16 protein-coding genes, 2 tRNA genes, 1 other RNA gene and 1 pseudogene are annotated in these 20,202 nt (G+C 68.1%); 13 read left to right on the forward strand and 7 right to left on the reverse strand.

Going from position 1 to position 20,202, the window contains the following annotated elements; genetic code table 11:
* Positions 1-609: 609 nt before the first annotated feature.
* Positions 610-683 (reverse strand) — tRNA-Met (locus VF106_RS08350).
* Positions 684-1,604: 921 nt separating this feature from the next.
* On the opposite strand from VF106_RS08350, the gene VF106_RS08355 reads away from it, so the two are divergent.
* The 8 genes and pseudogenes from VF106_RS08355 (at position 1,605) to lon (ending at position 9,461) form a co-directional block, all read left to right on the forward strand.
* Positions 1,605-2,105, forward strand: a complete 501-nt coding sequence (locus tag VF106_RS08355) for a PadR family transcriptional regulator (RefSeq protein ID WP_330839017.1) — start codon at positions 1,605-1,607, stop codon at positions 2,103-2,105.
* Positions 2,106-2,156: 51 nt separating this feature from the next.
* Entirely contained in the window at positions 2,157-3,263 is a 1,107-nt protein-coding gene (prfB, locus tag VF106_RS08360) for a peptide chain release factor 2 (RefSeq protein ID WP_330839018.1), read from the forward strand.
* Positions 3,264-3,300: 37 nt separating this feature from the next.
* Positions 3,301-3,600 (forward strand): annotated as a pseudogene (locus VF106_RS08365) (DUF3224 domain-containing protein); the annotation flags it as partial.
* A 378-nt stretch (positions 3,601-3,978) separates the two neighbouring features.
* Entirely contained in the window at positions 3,979-4,668 is a 690-nt protein-coding gene (ftsE, locus tag VF106_RS08370) for a cell division ATP-binding protein FtsE (protein ID WP_330839019.1), read from the forward strand.
* A 51-nt stretch (positions 4,669-4,719) separates the two neighbouring features.
* Positions 4,720-5,622 carry a permease-like cell division protein FtsX gene (gene ftsX / locus VF106_RS08375; protein ID WP_330839020.1) on the forward strand — a complete coding sequence of 301 codons (903 nt, stop codon included), beginning with the start codon at positions 4,720-4,722 and terminating at the stop codon, positions 5,620-5,622.
* A 30-nt stretch (positions 5,623-5,652) separates the two neighbouring features.
* Positions 5,653-6,129 (forward strand): SsrA-binding protein SmpB, encoded by a 477-nt coding sequence (gene smpB, locus VF106_RS08380; RefSeq protein WP_330839021.1) that lies wholly within the window; start codon positions 5,653-5,655, stop codon positions 6,127-6,129.
* Positions 6,126-7,031 carry an amidohydrolase family protein gene (locus VF106_RS08385; protein ID WP_330839022.1) on the forward strand — a complete coding sequence of 302 codons (906 nt, stop codon included), beginning with the start codon at positions 6,126-6,128 and terminating at the stop codon, positions 7,029-7,031. The genes smpB and VF106_RS08385 overlap by 4 nt, the downstream gene beginning before the upstream one ends.
* A gap of 60 nt (positions 7,032-7,091) precedes the next feature.
* On the forward strand, positions 7,092-9,461 hold the full coding sequence (gene lon / locus VF106_RS08390) for an endopeptidase La (protein WP_330839023.1): 2,370 nt from the start codon (positions 7,092-7,094) through the stop codon (positions 9,459-9,461).
* Between the two features lie 40 nt (positions 9,462-9,501).
* Here the strand turns inward: lon and VF106_RS08395 are convergent, their stop codons facing one another.
* The 5 genes from VF106_RS08395 to VF106_RS08415 form a co-directional block, all read right to left on the reverse strand.
* The gene (locus VF106_RS08395; protein ID WP_330839024.1) at positions 9,502-10,992 is read right to left on the reverse strand and encodes an FAD-dependent monooxygenase; all 1,491 of its coding nucleotides are present in this window, start codon (positions 10,990-10,992) and stop codon (positions 9,502-9,504) included.
* A 69-nt stretch (positions 10,993-11,061) separates the two neighbouring features.
* Positions 11,062-11,658: an acyl-CoA-like ligand-binding transcription factor gene (locus VF106_RS08400; RefSeq protein ID WP_330839025.1), complete on the reverse strand. Its 597-nt coding sequence runs from the start codon at positions 11,656-11,658 to the stop codon at positions 11,062-11,064.
* Positions 11,659-11,713: 55 nt separating this feature from the next.
* Positions 11,714-12,358, reverse strand: coding sequence for a response regulator transcription factor (locus VF106_RS08405; protein WP_330839026.1), 645 nt, complete (start codon positions 12,356-12,358; stop codon positions 11,714-11,716).
* Positions 12,346-13,428: a sensor histidine kinase gene (locus tag VF106_RS08410; protein ID WP_330839034.1), complete on the reverse strand. Its 1,083-nt coding sequence runs from the start codon at positions 13,426-13,428 to the stop codon at positions 12,346-12,348. The genes VF106_RS08405 and VF106_RS08410 overlap by 13 nt, the downstream gene beginning before the upstream one ends.
* Before the next feature lie 284 nt (positions 13,429-13,712).
* Positions 13,713-14,432: a sensor domain-containing protein gene (locus tag VF106_RS08415; RefSeq protein WP_330839027.1), complete on the reverse strand. Its 720-nt coding sequence runs from the start codon at positions 14,430-14,432 to the stop codon at positions 13,713-13,715.
* 166 nt (positions 14,433-14,598) lie between these two features.
* Here VF106_RS08415 and ssrA point away from each other — a divergent pair.
* The 3 genes from ssrA (at position 14,599) to VF106_RS08430 (ending at position 17,272) form a co-directional block, all read left to right on the forward strand.
* Positions 14,599-14,973: a transfer-messenger RNA gene (gene ssrA / locus VF106_RS08420) on the forward strand.
* A 952-nt stretch (positions 14,974-15,925) separates the two neighbouring features.
* Complete coding sequence (locus VF106_RS08425) at positions 15,926-16,438, forward strand: MauE/DoxX family redox-associated membrane protein (RefSeq protein ID WP_330839028.1); 513 nt, start codon at positions 15,926-15,928, stop codon at positions 16,436-16,438.
* Positions 16,439-16,441: 3 nt separating this feature from the next.
* Positions 16,442-17,272, forward strand: coding sequence for a DsbA family protein (locus tag VF106_RS08430; RefSeq protein WP_330839029.1), 831 nt, complete (start codon positions 16,442-16,444; stop codon positions 17,270-17,272).
* On the opposite strand, the gene VF106_RS08435 is transcribed toward VF106_RS08430, so the two are convergent.
* Positions 17,261-18,577 (reverse strand): phenylacetate--CoA ligase family protein, encoded by a 1,317-nt coding sequence (locus VF106_RS08435; protein WP_330839030.1) that lies wholly within the window; start codon positions 18,575-18,577, stop codon positions 17,261-17,263. The genes VF106_RS08430 and VF106_RS08435 overlap by 12 nt on opposite strands.
* Before the next feature lie 89 nt (positions 18,578-18,666).
* On the opposite strand from VF106_RS08435, the gene VF106_RS08440 reads away from it, so the two are divergent.
* Positions 18,667-18,739: transfer RNA gene (locus VF106_RS08440), tRNA-Ala, on the forward strand.
* 820 nt (positions 18,740-19,559) lie between these two features.
* On the forward strand, positions 19,560-19,772 hold the full coding sequence (locus VF106_RS08445; protein ID WP_330839031.1) for a hypothetical protein: 213 nt from the start codon (positions 19,560-19,562) through the stop codon (positions 19,770-19,772).
* The last annotated feature ends 430 nt before the right edge of the window (positions 19,773-20,202 follow it).

Raw genomic sequence — 20,202 nt, forward strand, 5'->3', positions numbered from 1 at the left:
AGTGAGGCGGGGCCGCCGATGGAAGCGGCGGCGAGCCGCAGAAAGGCGGCCAGTGGGGCAGCCATCGACAAGGGAGGTGGCAGAGAACCGCGGAAGGCTTCCTGTGAGGCAGGCCGCGGATAGAAGCGGTGACGAGCCGCCGAAACGCTGCCAGTGAGGCAGTCATCGACAAGAGGAGGCTGCCGCGAACCGCAGAAAGGCTCCTGTGAGGCAGGCCGCCGATGGAAGCGGCGGCGAGCCGCGGAAACGCTGCCAGCGGGGCAGTCATCGACAAGGGGAGGTGGCAGCACCGTGGAGCGCTGAAGGCGAGGCAGGCTGCCGATGGAAGCGGCGGCGGGACGCGGAAACGCTGCCAGCGGGGCAGCCACCGACAAGGGAGGCGGAGAAGCACGCCGCCGAAGGCTGGCGGCGGAGGCACGGTGCCGAAGAAGGACGGAGAGCCCACCGACGACAAGAAAGGCGGAGGACGCGGCGCCGAGGAGATAGGGGGAGACACAGGACCGGGGGTCCGGGGGCGGAGCCCTCCGGCCGGGGCGCGGGGGTTGGACCCCCGCAGAGACGCGAAAGGGCCCTGTCTGCGTACTCTGCAGACAGGGCCCTCCCACTCTGTAGCGGGGACAGGATTCGAACCTGCGACCTCTGGGTTATGAGCCCAGCGAGCTACCGAGCTGCTCCACCCCGCGTCGTTGTGTTTATAACTATACGCGGGGTTTCAGGGGGGTTTACACCGGGGGGTCATATGGGCTCTGACCTGCGCAAACACCCCTCCTGGCCGGGTTGGTCGGCGAGGCTGGACTGGAGGTGCGGCGGAGGTCTGGCGGGCCCTCACGCCGCCTCCAGGGGCGGGTGGACGCGTGGCGCGGGGGCTCGGAGGTCTGAACCACTCGCGCTCAGGCGGGGCTGACTGCGTCACGTCTGTCTCACCTGGATGGACGCGATCCTGGGGATCGCGGTTTTGGCGTGCTGTTGTGACCGGGGTCTCCGAAAGTACCGACATACGCGGAATTTGGTACTCGCGATTTTCCGGTTCAGTCCGGCGTGGACACCCGGGTTTAGGCTGTTTGGAGGCGCTTGCGTTCTGCCGCTTGGGTTCCTCGGGTCGTTGCACACGCCGCCTGCACGTGCAGGCGAATGGCTCGTCCGGACTGTCCACCCCGCGCGGTCCACACAGGACTCGCCGTGTGGCCGGTCCGCTGTGGTGGCTGGGATCCGTCTCGGATGGAAGCTTTACCGGCTCTGTCGTTCATCTTTTACCCGGATGGAGTAGCGCTGCTTTTCCTGCTGATCCGGTGCGTTGGAACGGTCGCCGAAGTCCAAAATGTGCGAAGGGATCGCGCTGTCGCGCACGGGCTCTCGCGGCGCCAAGTGTGTCGAGTGTGTTTCCTCGACGACGCTCCGATTGCTGTTTCCGCTGGTAGAAGCCCTGCGTGGCGCGGTGTTTCGCGCCGTGAAGCATTCCCTTGGGTCCCAGTGGGATCGGGCCCTCGGCGCATACTCTGCGACTAGAACACGGCTCAACCGCACGCCAAACGGGTCCATCAGCCACTGTGGACAGATGCGCGGCCACTGTGGACACCACAGCCCATTCGTGGCACGGTGGTAAGGTGTCTGAACTGAATGCAACTGCGGCTGCCCTGTTGGGGCTGCTGCACGAAGGTCCGGCTACTGGTGGGCAATTGGTCTCGGCTGCCCGTGATCGATTTGGGTCGTTCTTCAGCGTCACCCGGAGCCAGGTTTACCGTGAGCTCCCGGCACTCGCCGACGCCGGTCTGGTCCGGCTCGGCAAGCAGGGGCCTCGGTCGAGCCAGCAGTACCTGGTGACGGCTGCGGGCAAGAAGGCGTTCAAGGCGTGGCTCGGCAGTGAGCCCGGGCCCGACCACCTTCGCAGCCCGTTGATCCTCCGTCTCGTCCACGCGGACTCGCTGACGGCAAAGCAGCGCTCGGCGCTCATCGAGTCGGCCAAGAAGGTCTACTCCGAGGAGCACGAGTCGGCGAAGACCGCGGTGAAGACGGCGGACGGGGCGTACTCGAAGGCGATCGCGGAGTTCGGTGTGGCACGGGCCCGGGCAGTGCTCAAGCTGCTCGACTCCATCCCGACCTCCTGAAACTCCTCGCCTGAGACAGGCGGCGTACGGGTTCACGGTAGATTTCAATACGTGAACCCGGACGTCGCAGCTGACCTCAAGGACCTGTCCGACACTCTCGCGAGCGTCGAGGCGGTGACGGACCTGGATGGCCTGCGCGCTCAGATCGCTGATCTGGAGCAGCAGGCAGCCCGTCCGGACCTCTGGGACGACCCGGAGTCGGCGCAGAAGGTCACGAGTCAGCTCTCGCACAAGCAAAGCGAGCTGCGGAGGGTCGAGGAGCTGCGACAGCGCCTCGACGACCTCGGCGTGCTGTACGAGCTGGCCGAGGAGGAAGGCGCCGCTGACGCACGCGCCGAGGCGGACACGGAGCGTGACCGCCTGCGTGCGGACATCGCCTCCATCGAGGTGCGCACGCTGCTGTCCGGCGAATACGACGAGCGCGACGCCATCGTGACCATCCGGTCCGAGGCCGGCGGGGTCGACGCCGCGGACTGGGCGGAGATGCTGCTGCGGATGTACATCCGCTGGTCGGAGCGCCACGGTTACTCGACCGAGGTGTACGACACGTCCTACGCGGAAGAAGCGGGCATCAAGTCGGCGACGTTCAAGGTCAGCGCACCGTACGCGTACGGGACGCTGTCGGTCGAGCAGGGCACGCACCGGCTCGTCCGCATCTCGCCGTTCGACAACCAGGGGCGGCGCCAGACGTCGTTCGCCGGTGTCGAGGTGCTGCCGTTCGTCGAGGCCGTCGACCACGTGGACATCCCGGAGAAGGACATCCGGATCGACGTGTTCCGGTCGTCGGGGCCCGGCGGGCAGAGCGTGAACACGACGGACTCGGCCGTACGCATCACCCACATCCCTTCCGGGATCGTGGTGTCCTGCCAGAACGAGAAGTCGCAGATCCAGAACAAGGCCGCGGCGATGCGGGTGCTCCAGGCGAAGCTGCTCGAGCGCAAGCGGCAGGAGGAGCGCGCGGAGATGGACGCGCTCAAGGGCGACGGCGGCTCGTCGTGGGGCAACCAGATGCGGTCCTACGTGCTGCACCCGTACCAGATGGTGAAGGACCTGCGGACCGAGTACGAGGTCGGCAACCCGTCGAGCGTGCTGGACGGCGAGATCGACGGGTTCCTGGAGGCCGGCATCCGGTGGCGGCGCACCCAGGCCGCCACATAGGCCCGTCGTAGGCTCCGGGCGTTTCGACCAGTCCACCGGCACGGGCACCCATGCCGCGATGGAGTCGTTCGATGGCGCGCTCCACGGGCAGAGCGATGCCTTCACCTTCGCACACGCCGCGACGACCACGTTCGAGGACCGCTCGAGGGAGTTCTTCACGATCGTCCCCGGCAGCGGAACGGGCGAGCTGGCGGCGACCACCGGCACCGGCGGCATCGTGGTCGAGGCGGACGGCACGCACCGGATCTGGTTCGAACGAACTGAGGCCGGTATCGGCCGGGTGAACCGGTTCCCGGTTGCCGTTCGGGCGGCCCGGAGTGTCGGTGGCTGCCGGTAGCGTTGAAATCGGGGGCCCCCCGGGGCACCAATGGGACTTTCGCTCGGGTTCGGTGGGTGAACCTGTCGCCAGTTGCCGTTCGGCGGGCCGGGAGTGTCGGTGGTCCCCGGTAGTGTGGAAATCGGGGGGCCCCTGGCGCACGAATGGGACTTTCGCTCGGGTTGGGCGGGTGAATCCGTTCCCGTTTGGGGCTTCAGGCGACGGAATCGTCGGTGGGCGTCGCTACACTGGAATCGGGGGCCGGAGGCCGTCCCCGCGTGCTGGGGTGTGGCTGTGGGTTTTCGGGCATCACCTGGGTGTGACCGTTGATCTCGCTGGTCACGGCTTGAGGCTCCCAAGGCAACAGGTCGATAACGACCGGAGGTAGACTCCCGGCTCGTGATCCGGCTCGAGCACGTTTCGAAGGTGTACAAGACCTCCACGCGACCTGCGTTGGAGGACGTCTCCGTCGAGATTGACAAGGGTGAGTTCGTCTTCCTCATCGGCGCGTCCGGGTCGGGTAAGTCGACTTTCCTCCGCCTGTTGCTGCGTGAAGAGGTGCCCACCAAAGGGCGCGTCTACGTGGCGAACTTCGACGTCGTCCGCATGGCCCGGCGCAGGGTCCCCCGACTGCGCCAGTCCATCGGCTGCGTGTTCCAGGACTTCCGGCTGCTGACCAACAAGACCGTCGCGGAGAACGTCGCCTTCGCGCTCGAGGTCATCGGCAAGCCGCGCAACACCATTCGCAAGGTGGTGCCCGAGGTGCTGGAACTCGTCGGGCTCGAGGGCAAGGCGGCCCGGATGCCGCACGAGTTGTCGGGTGGTGAGCAGCAGCGGGTCGCGATCGCTCGGGCGTTCGTGAACCGGCCGCTTATGCTCCTCGCCGACGAGCCGACCGGAAACCTCGACCCCGACACCAGCCAGGACATCATGCTGCTGCTGGAGCGGATCAACCGCACCGGCACGACCGTGCTGATGGCGACCCACGACCACTCGATCGTCGACTCCATGCGGCGACGGGTCGTCGAGCTGTCCCTCGGCCAGGTCGTGCGCGACGACTCACGCGGGGTTTACGGCGTAGGCCGTTAGAAAGACCCCGGACAACCCCGCCCTCCCGACCCACAAGGACGCCTTTCCCCGATGCGTGCCAGCTTCGTTTTCAGCGAGGTCATGACCGGCCTCCGCAGGAACGTGACGATGACCGTCGCGATGATCCTCACCACGAGTATCTCGCTCTTCCTGCTCGGAGTCGGTCTCCTGGTCGTGCGGATGATCGACAAGACCCAGGTCGTATACGAGGACAGAGTCCAGGTCGACGTCTTCCTGACCAACGACATCAGCGCGAACGACAAGAACTGCCAGACCGACCCCTGCAGCAAACTCCGCACGGACCTCGAGAACGACCCGGCCGTCGAGTCGGTCACCTACGAGAACCGTGACGCTGCCTACAAGCGGTTCAAGGAGATCTTCGCCGCGCAGCCGGAGCTCGTGAAGCTCGCGCGGCCCGACGCGTTGCCGGCGTCGTTCAGCGTGAAGCTGTACGAGCCGGACCGGTCGGACGTGATCATCCAGACGTTCTCCGGTCGGGTCGGTGTCGACGCCGTCACCGACCAGCGGAAATATCTGGACAGCCTGTTCCAGATGTTCAACGGCGTTCGAGATCTCACGTTCGTGATCGCGCTCATCCAGGCGATCGCCGCGCTTCTGCTGATCTCCAACACCGTGCAGGTCTCCGCGTTCACGAGGCGGACAGAAGTCGGCATCATGCGCCTGGTGGGCGCGACCCGCTGGTATACCCAGCTGCCGTTCCTCCTGGAGGCGGTGGTCGCCGGCATAATCGGTGCCGTCCTCGGGGTCGGCCTGCTGGTGTTGGTCAAGATGTGGTTCTTCGACCGACTACTCGGCGGCCTGTTCCAATCGGGCGTGATCAGACCGATCGAAGGCATCGACATCCTGGTGACGGCACCATGGCTGCTGCTCACGGCGGTCGGCATCTCCGCGGTCACCGGCTACCTGACACTGCGCCTGTACGTGCGCACTTAACCAGGTGCGTCGACACGTAGAGTTGTCAGCATGTCGAAGGAACGTGGCCAGAAGGTAATCGTGCAGAACCGCAAGGCGCGGCACGACTACGCGATCCTGGACACGTACGAGGCCGGGATCGCCCTCATGGGCACCGAGGTGAAGTCGCTGCGCCTCGGCCGGGCGTCGCTCGTGGACGCGTTCGCCACGGTCGACGACGGCGAGGTGTGGCTGCGGAACCTGCACATCCCGGAGTACGTGCTCGGCACGTGGACCAACCACACGCCACGCCGCACCCGCAAGCTCCTGCTGCACCGAAGCGAGATCGAGCGCCTCATCGGCAAGACACGCGAGGGTGGCCTGTCGCTGGTGCCGCTGTCCATGTACTTCAAGGACGGCAAGGTCAAGGTCGAGCTCGCGTTGGCCAAGGGCAAGAAGGAGTACGACAAGCGCCAGACGCTCGCCAAGCGAGACGCGCAGCGGGAGATATCGCGCGCACACGGGCGGGCGTTGAAAGGCCGCTATTGATACCAGGATCCGATGCGGAAGTCCCAGCGTTCACCACAGCGCTGGGACTTCCGGGTCTTGCCGACCTCCACCTGCACTTCCTGCCCGACGCCATGCAACGGAAGGTGTGGGCGTTCTTCGACCGCGCCACCGTCGAGTACGGCACCGAGTGGCCCATCCACTACCGGCTGCCCGCCGAGGAACGCCTCGGCATCCTTCGTGACCTGGGCGTTCGCCACTTCGCGCCGCTCGTCTACCCACACAAGCCGGACATGGCGGCGTGGCTCAACGACTGGGTGCACGACTTCGCGGCTGCCGCTCCGGAGGCAGTGGCGACCGCGACGTTCTTCCCGGAGCCCGGCGCCGGCGACTACCTCGCGAAGGCCCTCGACCGGGGCGCACGCTGTGTGAAGTCCCACGTCCAGGTCGGTGGCTACGACCCGAGGGACCCGCTGCTCGACCCGGTGTGGGGCCTGCTCGCCGAGACCGGTGTGCCGGTCGTCGTTCACTGCGGACACGGACCGATCGCCGGCAGGTTCACCGGACTCGACGTTTTCGAGCACGTGCTGCGCCGGCATCCGGGACTGGTCGTGGTGCTCGCGCACGCCGGCATGCCGGAGTTCACGCTCGCGCTCGAGCTGGTCGAGCGATACGCGGGCGTGTATCTCGACACCACGATGGTCGGGGTCCCGTTCAACGGGGCCGACGGGCTGTTGCCGGCCGACTGGGCCGCGCGGCTCGCCGGAATCGCCGACCGGGTGGCGCTCGGCACCGACTTCCCGAGCATCCCGTACGACTACGCCACGCAGCTCAGAGCCATCGTGAGCTGGGCAAACGCCGATGAACGGCTGGGCGAGCCCTTCCTGCGCGCCGTGCTGTGGGACACCCCGAGGCGCCTGCTCGCTCTGAGCGAACGCCAGTAGGAAACAACCAGGGCATCCCATGAGTTGAGTAGGTCAGACTCAACTTTGGAGGGTGAACTCATGGCAGAGTCGCTGACGCTCCCGGTGCTGCCGCTGGACGACACGGTGCTCCTGCCGGGGATGGTCGTGCCGATCCGCATGGCCGGCACCGACGGGACCGAGGTCCGCGCCGCGGTGGAGGCCGCACGCGCGGTGGCCGAGGGGGAGAAGCCACGCGTGGTGATGGTGCCGCGCCTGGACGGGAAGTACGCGCGGGTCGGTGTGCTCGGCGTCGTCGAGCAGGTCGGCCGCATGCCGGGCGGCGAGATGGCCGCGGTGGTCCGCGGGACCGATCGTGTCCGCATCGGCGCCGGCACCACGGGCCCGGGTGCCGCGCTGTGGGTCGAGGTCGAGGTGGCCGACGCGTCGCCGGTGACCGGACGCACGCGTGAGCTGGCCAAGGAGTACAAGTCGCTGGTCATCACCATGCTCCAGGAGCGTGGCGCGTGGCAGGTCGTCGACTCGGTGCAGTCCGAGGACGACCCGTCCGCGCTCGCCGACATGGCCGGCTACGCGTCGTACTTCGAGAACGACAAGAAGCTGTGGCTGCTCGAGACGGTCGACGCGACCGAGCGCCTGCAGAAGCTGCTCGACTGGACCCGCGAGCACCTGGCCGAGCTGGACGTCGCGGAGACCATCCGCAAGGACGTCCAGGAGGGCATGGAGAAGCAGCAGCGGGAGTTCCTGCTGCGCCAGCAGCTCGCCGCCATCCGCAAGGAACTCGCCGAGCTCGACGGCAAACCCGGCACCGAGGAGCAGGACTACCGCGCCCGTGTCGAGGCCGCTGACCTGCCGGAGAAGGTCCGGGAGGCCGCACTCGCGGAGGTCGACAAGCTCGAGCGGACCTCGGACCAGTCGCCCGAGGTCGGCTGGATCCGCACCTGGCTGGACACCGTCCTCGAGATGCCGTGGAACACACGGACCGACGACGCCTACGACATCAAGGGCGCACGGGAGATCCTCGACGCCGACCACGCCGGGCTCGACGACGTCAAGGAACGAATCATCGAGTACCTGGCCGTGCGCAAGCGGCGTGAGGAGCGTGGGCTCGGGATCGTCGGCGGCCGGCGCAGCGGCGCCGTGCTCGCGCTCGGCGGCCCTCCCGGCGTCGGCAAGACGTCGCTGGGTGAGTCGGTCGCGCGGGCCATGGGCCGCAAGTTCGTCCGTGTCGCCCTCGGTGGCATCCGCGACGAGGCCGAGATCCGCGGTCACCGGCGCACCTACGTCGGCGCTTTGCCCGGACGGATCGTCCGGGCGATCAGCGAGGCCGGTTCGATGAACCCGGTCGTGCTGCTCGACGAGATCGACAAGGTCGGCTCGGACTACCGAGGCGACCCGACCGCCGCGCTGCTCGAGGTGCTCGACCCGGCACAGAACCACACGTTCCGCGACCACTACCTGGAGGTCGAGCTCGACCTGTCGGACGTGGTGTTCCTGGCGACCGCCAACGTCGTCGAGGCCATCCCGGCGCCGCTGCTCGACCGCATGGAGCTGGTCACGCTCGACGGCTACACCGAGGACGAGAAGGTCACGATCGCCCGCGACCACCTGCTGCCCCGGCAGCTGGAACGCGCCGGTCTCGGCACCGACGAGGTGAAGCTGACCGACGACGCGCTGCGGCTGATGGCCGGCGAGTACACGCGGGAGGCCGGTGTCCGGCAGTTGGAGCGGTCGATCGCGCGGGTCCTCCGCAAGATCACCGCGTCGCTCTCGCTCGGCTCGGTGTCGCTGCCGCTGACCGTGGACGTCGGCGACCTGCGGACCTACCTCGGCCAGCCGAAGTTCACGCCGGAGTCGGCGGAACGGACGGCTGTGCCAGGCGTGGCGACCGGGCTCGCCGTGACCGGCGCCGGTGGGGACGTGCTGTTCGTCGAGGCGTCGATCGCGTCGAAGGACTCCGGCGCCACCGGGGTCACGCTGACCGGGCAGCTGGGCGACGTCATGAAGGAGTCGGCGCAGATCGCGCTGTCCTACCTGCGGTCGCACGGTTCCTCGTACGGTGTGCCGGTCTCCTCGCTGGCCGAGCAGGGCGTGCACATCCACGTCCCGGCGGGTGCCGTGCCGAAGGACGGGCCGTCGGCAGGCGTCACCATGACGACCGCGCTCGCGTCGCTGCTGTCGGGCCGCCCGGTGCGGTCGGACGTCGCGATGACCGGTGAGGTGTCGCTGACCGGGCGGGTGCTGCCGATCGGTGGCGTGAAGCAGAAGCTGCTCGCCGCGCACCGGGCCGGGATCACGACGATCGTGCTGCCGAAGCGGAACGAGCCGGACCTCGACGACGTGCCGGCGTCGGTGCTGGAGGAGCTGACCGTGCACCTGGCGACCGATGTCCGTGAGGTGCTGGACGTGGCGCTCGCACCGGTCGCGGCGACCGCGACCGTGGCCGCCTGACGGTTGGAGAAGGGCCCTCGCCTCGGCGAGGGCCCTTCTTTCATGCCCCGAACCAGTCGCGAGCGGTGGCGCGAAGCGTGTGCGTGTCCGGACGCGTATCGGTCGACGCCCACGCCACGTAGGAGTCCGGGCGGATCAGGAGCGCGGTGATGTCGGTGTCCGCCTTGGCATGGACGACCTCGACCCCGTCGACGGCCAGGTCGCCCGCCGGTGTGAGGTCGATCAGCAGAGGCTTCGCGGTTCTGACCAGCTCGGCGAGGCGGACCGTGCCGCTCGCGGTGTGGAGATCCAGGTCGGGCGCGGGCCAGCCGGCCAGCGCGTGGGCGTCGTCGCTGACCGGGTAACGGACGTCCGCGCCGGCGACGAGACCGGCCACGGTCCGCGCGACCCCCGGCTGCGTGAGCAACTCGCCGAACAGTTGGCGCAGGCCGGTGACGTCGTCGCCCGGCGCGAGCAGTGCGTGCTGGGCCTGGGAGAAGACGATGGTCCGGTCGGCGATCGGGCGACGTTCGGCCTCGTACGTGTCGAGCACGTCGACGCCGGAGATGATCGCGGCCGCGAGCTTCCAGCCCAGGTTCATCGCGTCCTGCATGCCGAGGTTCAGCCCGGTGCCGCCGGCGCCGAAGACGTGCGCGGCGTCGCCGACCAGGAACACCCGGCCGTCCCGGTACCGCTCGGCGACCCGAGTGTTGCCGCCGTTGAGCCTGCGCAGCATGTGCGGGCCGTCGCCGGGCGGCGTGGCGATCGGGACGTCGGCGCCGAGCACCCGGTTGATGCTGGCGCGCATCTCGTCGAGGGTCATCGGTTCGTCGGTCTCGGGTTGGTCCCACTCGTTGGTCGCGATGATCGGTGGGCGACCGGGGAGTGGCGCGTAGGTGAAGCCGCCGTGCGCGGTGCGGACGGGCAGGAACGGTAGGACGGTGCCGTGCCCGGGCACGTTCAGCGCGCCGGTCGCCGGGTCGAGCCATTCCGTTGGCACGGTGGCATGCGCGGTGCGGCTGGTGGTCCGGTCGTGGGTGACGCCAGGGAAGCCGATGCCCGCGGCCTTGCGGACCGGACTGTGCGCGCTGTCCGCGCCGACGACGTAACGGGCGCGAAGGTCGTAGGTTTCCGGGCCCCTGACCGTCAGTGTGACGCCGTCCTCGTCCTGTGTGAGGCCGAGGAACTCGTGGCCGCGCCGGATCTCGACGCCGAGTTCCACAGCGCGTTCTTCCAGTATCTGCACGGTTTTCAGCTCCGGCACCGCGAGGTTGTAGACCGGACTGTCGTCCAGGAGGCCGAGGTTCAGCGGCATCGCGGCGAACATGAAGTAGGCGTTGTTGGGGCGAGGCGGGCCGGGTTGGCCGCTGAGCCGTTCGTACAGCCCGCGCCGGTCGACCATCCGGACCACCTGCCCGACGAGCCCGTTCGACCTGGGTTCGGTGCTCGGTCCGGTGAGACGGTCGAGCACGACCGGCCGGACGCCGCCGAGCGCGAGCTCGCACGCGAGCATCAGCCCGTTGGGGCCGGCGCCGACAATGACCACATCCATGGGGTTCCTCCGTTTTCTGGCATGCCGAAACAGCCCGTCGTCGACGCGGGCTTGTTGCTGTGACTGGGATCAGCGCGGCTCGGGCAACCCGGCGCGGATCAGTTCGAAGGTCTCGCGGAGCATCGCCGGCAGCGACTGGGTCGGATCACGTGTCCACCGCCCCATCGTCGAACCGAGTCCGGCACTGACCACCGCGGCGACGACCTGTGGGTAGGTGTCCCGCACATCCGTGCCCGAGCGGTCCGCGATGGCGGCGGCCAACTCGTCCTGTGCGAGGGCGTGGGCGCGGAAGATCTCGTGCTGGATCGCGGGCTCGGTGAGAAGCTTCTGCAGTCCAGCCGAGTAACGATCGTCGCGACGCTGCATCTCGGGTTCGAACTGCGCGACGATCGCGTTGACGATCGCGTCCCAGAGGGGTTCGCCGGCTGGGCGTTGCCGGAAAGCCTCCGCGGTCCGGTGGCCCCGCTCGACGTGCGTGGCGACGACGGCTTCCGCCTTGCTGGTGAAGTAGTTGCGGAAGGTGCGCTCGGAAACATTGGCCGCGGCGGCGATGTCCTCGACCGACACGTTGCCCCACCCGCGCTCGATCGAGAGCCGAATCGTGGCATGACTCAACGCGAGGCGGGTTTCGCGTTTCTTGCGCTCACGGAGGCCGTCCGACGCCATGACGCCAACGGTAGCGGATCTTGCCGACTTTGCAAACTTGCCGGATTGGAAAGTTTTATCCGCGTTCCAGGAAGGTCAGCACCGCCCGGACCCTGCGGTGCTCTTCCGCGCTCGGTTCCAGGCCCAGCTTGGAGAAGATGTTGCCAACGTGCTTCTCGACCGCGCCGTCCGAGACGGTCAGCGACTTGGCGATGGCCACGTTGGTCAGGCCCTGCGCCATCAGGCCAAGCACCTCGCGCTCGCGAGAGGTCAGCACGTCTATCGGGTTGCGTCGGCCTCGTGCCATGAGCTGTGCGATCACCTCCTGGTCGATGCACGTGCCGCCGCCGGCGACCCGATGCACCGCGTCCACGAACTCGGCGACGTCCGCCACCCGTTCCTTCAACAGGTAGCCCACGCCGCCGGCGCCGCCGGACAGGAGCTCCACCGCGTAGCGCTCCTCCACGTACTGCGACAGCACCAGCACCGGCAGACCCGGTTGGTGCTCACGTGCCTTCAGCGCGGCGCGCAGGCCCTCGTCGGTGAACGACGGCGGCATGCGGACGTCCACGATCGCCAGGTCCGGGCGGTGCTCGCTCACGGCGACGAGCAGACCGTCGCCGTCTTCGGCGGCCGCCACCGTCTCGATGTTCTCGTCGGCCAGCAGCCGCTGGATGCCTGCCCGCAACAGCACCGAGTCCTCGGCGATCACCACACGCATGGCAGGTCCGCCCTGATCACTGTCGGCCCGCCGATGGGGCTCACCACGGTCATCACACCGTCAATCGTGGCAGCCCGGTCCGCCAGCCCGGACAGCCCGCCACCCGGACGCATGGAGGCGCCGCCCTGGCCGTCGTCGGTGATCTCCACGATCACCAGGTCACCGGTCGGACGCTCCTCGCGCCAGGCGTTGACCCTGGCCTCCGACGCGCCGGCGTGCTTGGCGATGTTCGTGAGGCACTCGCCCACGATGAAGTACGCCGTCGACTCCACCGCCGCGGGTGGGCGCGGGTCGATCCGCACGTTCACCTCGACCGGGATCGGGCACTTCGCGGCCAGCGACGACAGCGCCGCGTCGAGACCCCGGTCGCCGAGCACCGCGGGGTAGATGCCACGGGCGAGGTCGCGTAGCTCCGAGACGGCGAGCTTCGCGTCCGCGTGTGCCTCGTCGATCAGCGCCTTCGCCGCCTCCGGGTCGGCCGCCATCTTCGACTTCGCGCGGCCAAGGCCCATCGCGACCGCGACCAGCCGCTGCTGCGCACCGTCGTGCAGATCCCGCTCGATGCGCCGCCGCTCGGCCTCCGCCGCGTCCACACCCCGGGCCCGGGACGCCTGCAGGCGCTCGGCCTTCTGCGTCAGCTGCTCGGTCGTGTTCGGGCCCAGGAGGGCACGCGCCAGCATGATGTGCAGGGCGGCGATCACGGGTAACACGAACAGGCCGACCGGCAGGATGATCACGCCGGCGATCGCCAGCGGGAACTCGAAGGCGTGGAGAGGGAACGCGATCAGCAGGTAGGCGAGGTTGCGCCACATCTGCGGGTGCGTCAGCCGGCGTAGGTAGCGGTGCCAGAACGAGCCGGACTCGTCGTAGGAGATCCGCGGGGTGGGGATGTCCACGCCCAGCGCGCCGCGGAGCAACGCCCGGTTGGTGGCCGCGAAGCCGAAGACCACCTTCGTCGCGACCAGCAGCACGACCAGGCCCAGCCAGACCACCAGCGTGCTGACCCCGACCGAGAACAACACCACGACCAGGACGAACGCGACCAGGTTGAGCGGGAAGCCGGCGATCATGAACCCGGCGGCCCGGAAACCGCGGCTGACCAGCGACGGGGTGCTGGCAGCCGGTTCCTCGGCGACTTGTTGCTCGACGGGACTCTGCGCGTTCACCTCGCCCAGGTCGAGAGTCGGCTGGCTCGCGGGAAGCGGGAACTGAAGCGGAGCGGTCGTCGCCGACGCGGTCGCCTCGGGTGACGGCTCGGCTGGAGGCTGGACATTGGGGAGCGGGGCCACCCAGTCAGGATCCACTTGCGCGTCGTGGCGGACCAAATGCAATGGCCGCTCTGCCTCTGGACTGGTCATCCCCGCACCGATCCGTAGCTCATCGAGGTCGTGTTCTGCGGCCACTCGTTGCTCCAGTCGATGGCGCCCGCCGTCGACAGGCCTTCCAACTTCGAGATGCGGCGCGGGCTCGGGCCGAGCATCGCCCGGGCGTACACCGCGTGCAGGGTGCCAAGCGCGTTCGTGATGATGATCGCCATCGCCAGAACGAGGACGCCAAGGCCGGCGAACGGCAGGGTCGCCGTCCACGAGTCGATCTCCACCACCCTGTGGTCCCACAGCACCAGCTGCCAGTCGGACGGGATCCAGGCCCAGTACAGCGGCAGCAGCGTCAGGTACAGGCTCACCGACCAGAACACGACGACGATCGTGAACTCCGCGATGCCCAGCGGCAGCATCAGCAGCAGGTAGGCCAGTTCCTTCCACGTGGCCGGGTCCTTGACCCGCGCCAGCCAGCGCCCCTTCTCCGGCAGCGGGCGGTACGGGCTGGCCACGTACGTGCCCAGCATCGCGTGCACCCGCAGCCGCTCCAGGCTCGCCAGCCCGCGGGTGACCAGGATCCCGAGCGCGAGCACCGCCACACCGACCCAGATGATCGCCGTACCCACCCCGAGCGACATGGTCACGACCACGAACACGAACGACGCGATGCCCAGCGGCAGGTTCATCAGCAGATAGGCGACGGAACCGAGCAGCGGCGGGTTGGGCCGGGTGCCGTCGCGGTGTGTCGTGGTCATGGTCGGTCTCCTTCGCCGGGTGACAGAACCAGGATGGCGCGTGGGGAGGAGGGGGACCATGGGGTATCCCGCATAGTTGGGGGTGGGGTTTTCCCTACCCTCGGGGTAACCGGGATGAACCGAGAGCCGGCACGCGTTATCCTGGGTGGGTCATGAAGATCCACGAGGGGGTGAACGGTTTCGACTCTGGACGTTGATTCAGGGGAAGCGTGCAGGTGCAGGCGGATGGCCACCTCAAGCGTCGCCGCAAACCAATAAGCGCCAAGGTTAATAACCAGCGCGACGTCGCACTCGCCGCCTGAGCGAGTAGCGATGTCTGTCGGCCCGGGGTCGCCTCCGACCCGGTCTGCCGGCATCAGCTAGGAGGCTCACCGTCGCGGGTTGGCCGCGGACCTGCGACGGGACACTCACAGCGGCTGGGCCCGTCACACCGGCTTGTTCACGTGACCGGTGGGGCCGAGTAGAGGCACAGTGAACTGCGCACGGAGAAGCCCTGTCGAGGCGACAGAGGACCCGGGTTCGATTCCCGGCACCTCCACGACCGACGGCTGGCCCTGCCTGGTTGCTGACGCGACCTCGCCGGGTCGGCCGTCATTGTTTGCGGGGGCGACCCCCGCAGACCCCGCGGTGCCTGCTCCTCCTGACCCAGCGTGGGCTCGCTGGTGTTGACCAGCGCCCGGTCCTGCTGGCGGCCTTCGGGGCTCGTCGGGTGTTGAGCGGGCCCGTTGGGTGTTGGCCGGCGTGCCGGCTCAGGCGGAGTGGGAGGGGTCTCGCCGTCCGACGCCGGTCCGGTCCTGAAAGACGCGTTCGTGTCGTTGACCGTCCCTATCGCCCCGTTCAGGGCATCGGCCCTGTCTCGGCAGCGCGCCTCTGGCCGCGAAGCGGGTCTGGCCAGGGTTGTGGAGAGTTCTCGCCGGGTGTTCGTGGCATCGCGAGCCTTGGTTCGCGGGCGGTGCGGGCACTCCGTGGTCGGCCGGTGTGAGCGTCTCGGACTCGTCTGCCGCTGGATCCGGGGATTCCGTTCAGCCTCTTCCGTGCCGTGGAGGGACACTTCTCTTATGCGGCTTGGGGTTCGGGCTGGCCTTGTTGGTGGGGTTGTGGGGGCCTTGCCTTCGACTCTTTGGTCGCTTTTGCGGGGGCGGGATCCGCTCGAGGCGGCGCTCGCTGCCGGGAAGATGCTTTTGCCCTCGGAGAGTCGGCAGGTTGTTTTGTTGGGGGCTTCCCTGCCTGTGCATTTTGGGGTTTCTGCTGGTTGGGGGGTTGTGCTCGAGCGGGTGTTGCCGCGGCGGGGGACTGTTTTCTGGGGCGTGGTGGCCGGTGGGGTGATCGCTGCTGTCGATCTTCGGGTGCCCGGGCGGCGGACGGCAGCGGTGCGTCGTTTGTCCGTTCCTCCGCAGGTCGCGGACCATCTGGTCTACGGGGCTGTTGTGGCGATCTACCTGCGGAGACGGCCTCTCAGGTTGCGCTAAGGCGGCTTCGGTAGCGTCAATGGGGTGGTGCGACCGTCCGGGCGTGTGCTTGATCTGATTGGCCTGCTTGCCAGGTTGGGTCTTGCTGCCGTGTGGCTGGTTTCCGGGGCGATCAAAGCGAGCGACCTCAACCAGACCTACATCGCCGTGCAGGCTTATGACCTACTGCCTTCCGGGGTGGTCAGTGTCGTTGCAGGGGCATTGCCTTTTCTCGAGATCGCACTCGGGGTGTTGCTCGTTGTCGGGCTCGGGACTCGAATTACTGCGGTCCTGTCCGCGGTGGTGCTCGTGGCTTTCATCGGGGCCGTTGCCCAGTCCTGGGCACGTGGGCTGACGATCGACTGCGGTTGTTTCGGTGGCGGCGGCCAGGTTGCCGCTGGTCAGACGCAGTACCCCCAGGAGATCGCGCGGGATGTCGGGTTCCTGCTGCTCGCCGGCTGGCTGCTGGCCCGGCCGCGCTCGCTCGCGTCGCTCGATGGTTGGCTTACCACCCGGGCTCCCGACGTGGAGACCGTGGATACGCAGGGAAGGACATGACCGGTGGGTGGAGCTGAGCGCAACGCGCGCAGGAAGCGCCAGGCGCAGATGGCCGGCAGCGGCAGCAAGGCCGTCGCCGCGGCACGGCGGGGGGACGGCGACCGCAGGAAGGTCTTCATCGGTGTCGGCGTGGTCGTCGTGCTGCTCATCGCCGTGATCGGTGGCGTCATCATCTACAACAACCAGAAGAACGCCACCGAAGGCCAGAACATCCAGGCGATCGCGCCGAACACCTCCCAGCAGGCCGCCGACGCCGAGTTCACCGTCACCCGCGACGGCGGCGTGGTCGCCGTCGGCGAGTCGACCGCGAAGGTCACGCTCGACGTGTACGAGGACTTCCTCTGCCCGGCCTGCCGAGCGTTCGAGCAGACGTACGGCAGCGACATCGCCGAGCACATCGCGGACGGCACCCTCCAGGTCCGCTACCACATGCTGCCGATGCTCAACGAGAAGTCGGACCCGCCCGGCTACTCCATGGACTCGGCCAACGCGGGCCTGTGCGCCGCCGACGCCGGCGTGTTCCCCGCCTACCACGAGAGTCTCTTCGCGGACCAGCCGGAAGAGGGCAGCCGAGGCTGGGACGACCAACAACTCGCGAAGCTCGGCACCGACCTCGGCGTCAAGTCCGGGGACTTCACGACTTGCGTGACCAGCGGGAAGTACGACGACGAGGTGCAGGCCAACTGGGACGAGGTCGGGAAGGCGACCTACCTGCAGCAGGAGTTCCCCAACGGCACGAAGGGCTTCGGCACGCCGACCATCGCCTCTGACCAGAAGGTCGTCGACACGACCAAGTCCGACTGGCTGCAGAAGCTCCTCGCGTCAGCCAGCTAGACCGGGCACCGGCTCCGGGCCATCCGACCAGCGCACGAACCGCTTCGCCTTGCCGACCTCGACCCTCGGCACGCTGCCATGGGCCAGCACGCGCACCACACAGGTGATGCCGAGCCGCTCCCGCAGCGCCGTGTCGAGGTCGGCGGCCAGCGACCCCTCGGTCGAGACCGGCTCCACCGCCACGATCAGCTCCGGGCGCGCCGGCGCCCGCCGATCCTCGACGACCAGGTAGTGGGGGCTCACCCGCTCGTCCGCGAGCAGGACCGCCTCGATCTCGGTCGGGTAGACGTTCACACCGCGGACCACCAGCATGTCGTCGGTGCGGCCAAGCAGCTTCGACATGCGACGCAGCGTCCGCGGTGCGCCCGGCACCGGTCCGGCCAGCGACGCGACGTCGCCCGTGCGGTAGCGGAGCAGCGGCATGCCCGTCTTGGTCAGCGTCGTGAACACCAGCTCGCCCGGCGTGCCGTCCGGCACCGGTCGTCCGTTCGCGTCGATCGCCTCGACGTAGAAGTGGTCCTCGGCCACGTTCAGCATGCCGTCCGAGTCCAGCGACTCCGCGGCCACACCGGGGCCGATGATCTCGGACAGGCCGTAGATGTCGAGTGCGCGCAGCCCCAGCAGGCGTTCGATCTGCGCACGCATCTCGTTGGTCCACGGCTCCGCGCCGAACAGCCCCGCCCGCAGACACCCCGGCGGTGCCCCGAACGCCTCCCCGAGAAAGATCGCATAGGACGGCGTGCAGGTCAGGATGTCCGGCTTCAGGTCGGTGATCATCCGTATCTGACGTTCGGTCATGCCACCCGACAGTGGTAACACGGTCGCGCCAAGCCGCATCGCGCCGTGATGGACCCCGAGGCCGCCGGTGAAGAGCCCGTACCCGTAGGCATTGTGGACCAGACTGCGCCGCGTGGCACCGGCCCCACCCAGCGCACGCGCCATGACCTGGGCCCACACGTCAACGTCCGCGGCGGTGTACGGCACCAGCGTCGGCCGCCCACCGGTCCCCGACGACCCGTGCACACAGACCACGTCTTCAAGCGGCACGGCCCGAAGCCCATCCGGATAGTGGTCCCACAGATCACGCTTGGTCACCGTAGGTAGCCGGTGAAGATCGTCCAGGGTCACGTCCGCGCCGCCCGTCACACCCGCGTCCCGCAGCCGCCCCGCCTGCAACCCACCGGCCGCGAGCAGCCGCTCAACCAACTGACCCAAACGGCGTTGCTGCAGCTCACGACGCCGCTGCGGATCAATCCCTTCCGCATCCGGCTCGACGAGGGGCACGACCTGGACATCAGTGACCACGAGGTTCGGTGTAGCACGCGAGCGCGCCAGACGGAAGAACGACCCCGCTGCGACCCCGCCACCGGCATCGGGTAACTTGTACTCGTCAAGGGGCTGTAGCGCAGCTGGTAGCGCACCACACTGGCAGTGTGGGGGTCAGGGGTTCGAACCCCCTCAGCTCCACTCCTTTCTTGAAGCCCTTCGATCTGGTGTTTCGCCTGGTCGGAGGGCATTTTTGTGTGCACGGCGATCGTCGGCGCTCGGCGTGGTTGATTGAGATGGTGCGCCGAGGAGGAGGGGTTCGGGAGGGAGGCTGCCTCCTTCTCTCCGTGCCATTACCGACTCTTGGATGAGGCGGTGTTCGATCTCCGGCGCCACGTGGCTGTAGGTCTCGACGAGTCGGTTAGCGAGGTGGTGGCCGAGTCGTCGGGCTTGGGCGATTTCGGGGATGAGCCAGGTCTTGTGGCTGTGTCGCGGTCCGTGGAAGGTGAGTCCGGGGCGGACGGGCACGCTTCCTTTCTGGGGGTCGCCGTCGACTGCGGTCGGAACACGCGGCGGAGGAAGTCACTACGCCGTAGTGGGTGGGTGAAGGCGAAATCGCCGCTTGTGGCGGCGAGGTGCATCTGTAGAAAGGCCGGCGAGGAACCGCGGCAAGGTGATCGTGCGTGCGGAGGCGGGCGTCTTGGTTCCTAACCAGAGTTGGTGGTGCGATTCGTGGAGGGCGCCGGTGTCGGGGTCGATGGTGATCGTGCGGCGGCGGAGGTCGACGCGGTCGCGTTGGAGCCCGGTGAGTTCGCCCCAGCGGCAGCCGGTCCATGCTGCGGTGATGATGAGGAGTCTTTCGTTCAGAGGGGGAGGAGTAGGTGGCGGAGGAGCAGTTCATGGTTCGCCCGGACGCGCTGCGTGGGTATGCGGGGCTGTTGGAGCGTAACCATGGGTACGCCGGTGAGATGCGGGAGTACCTGGACGGGGCGGGTAGCCAGACAGAGGGTCTGATGGGGCGATGTTCCAGTTCCAGAATCTGGTTGAGGGCATGGTGGCGTCGGAGCGGGACACGCTGACCACGATGTTGACCAAGTTGGGGGCGACGATCCAGGGTCTGCGGGAGACTGCGGACGAGTACGCCAGTACCGACGTCACCAGCGCGGCGGAGCTGGACAAGATTGCACCCAGGGGCCCGGAGGGTGGCACCCGATCCGGCCAGAGGCCGGACTGAGATGGCACCGACAGCGACCGTCGGCTTCGCCGACACGATGCACCCGCTCGGCCGGCTCAACCCGCCCGGAAACTGACGATCCAGGCGGCGGTGTCGATCTTCGAGATGATCGCTGCTGATCGGCCGGACAGCGCGCCGGGCACCAAGGTCGAGGTGCCGTCGATGAGCTACAGCGGTCCGGACGCCCCGGGGACGATGTGATGAGCACACCGGAGGAGCGTGCCGAACGGCTGCGAGCGTTGACCACCGAACTGCGGGCCTCGGTTGCCGAGGTGCGGCGGACTAGTCACAAGGCCGTGAAGTTAAGGATCAGGTGCGGCCGTCCAGCCGGCTGAAACAAGCAACGGAGTTCCTGCTAGAACGGTGTCGACCAAGATCACCAGATAGCAAGAACTCCGTTGGATACCCAGTCTGTCATCACGCGCACGAT

Origin of the sequence: Actinophytocola sp., from assembly GCF_036378875.1 — a bacterium.
GTDB lineage: Bacteria > Actinomycetota > Actinomycetes > Mycobacteriales > Pseudonocardiaceae > Actinophytocola.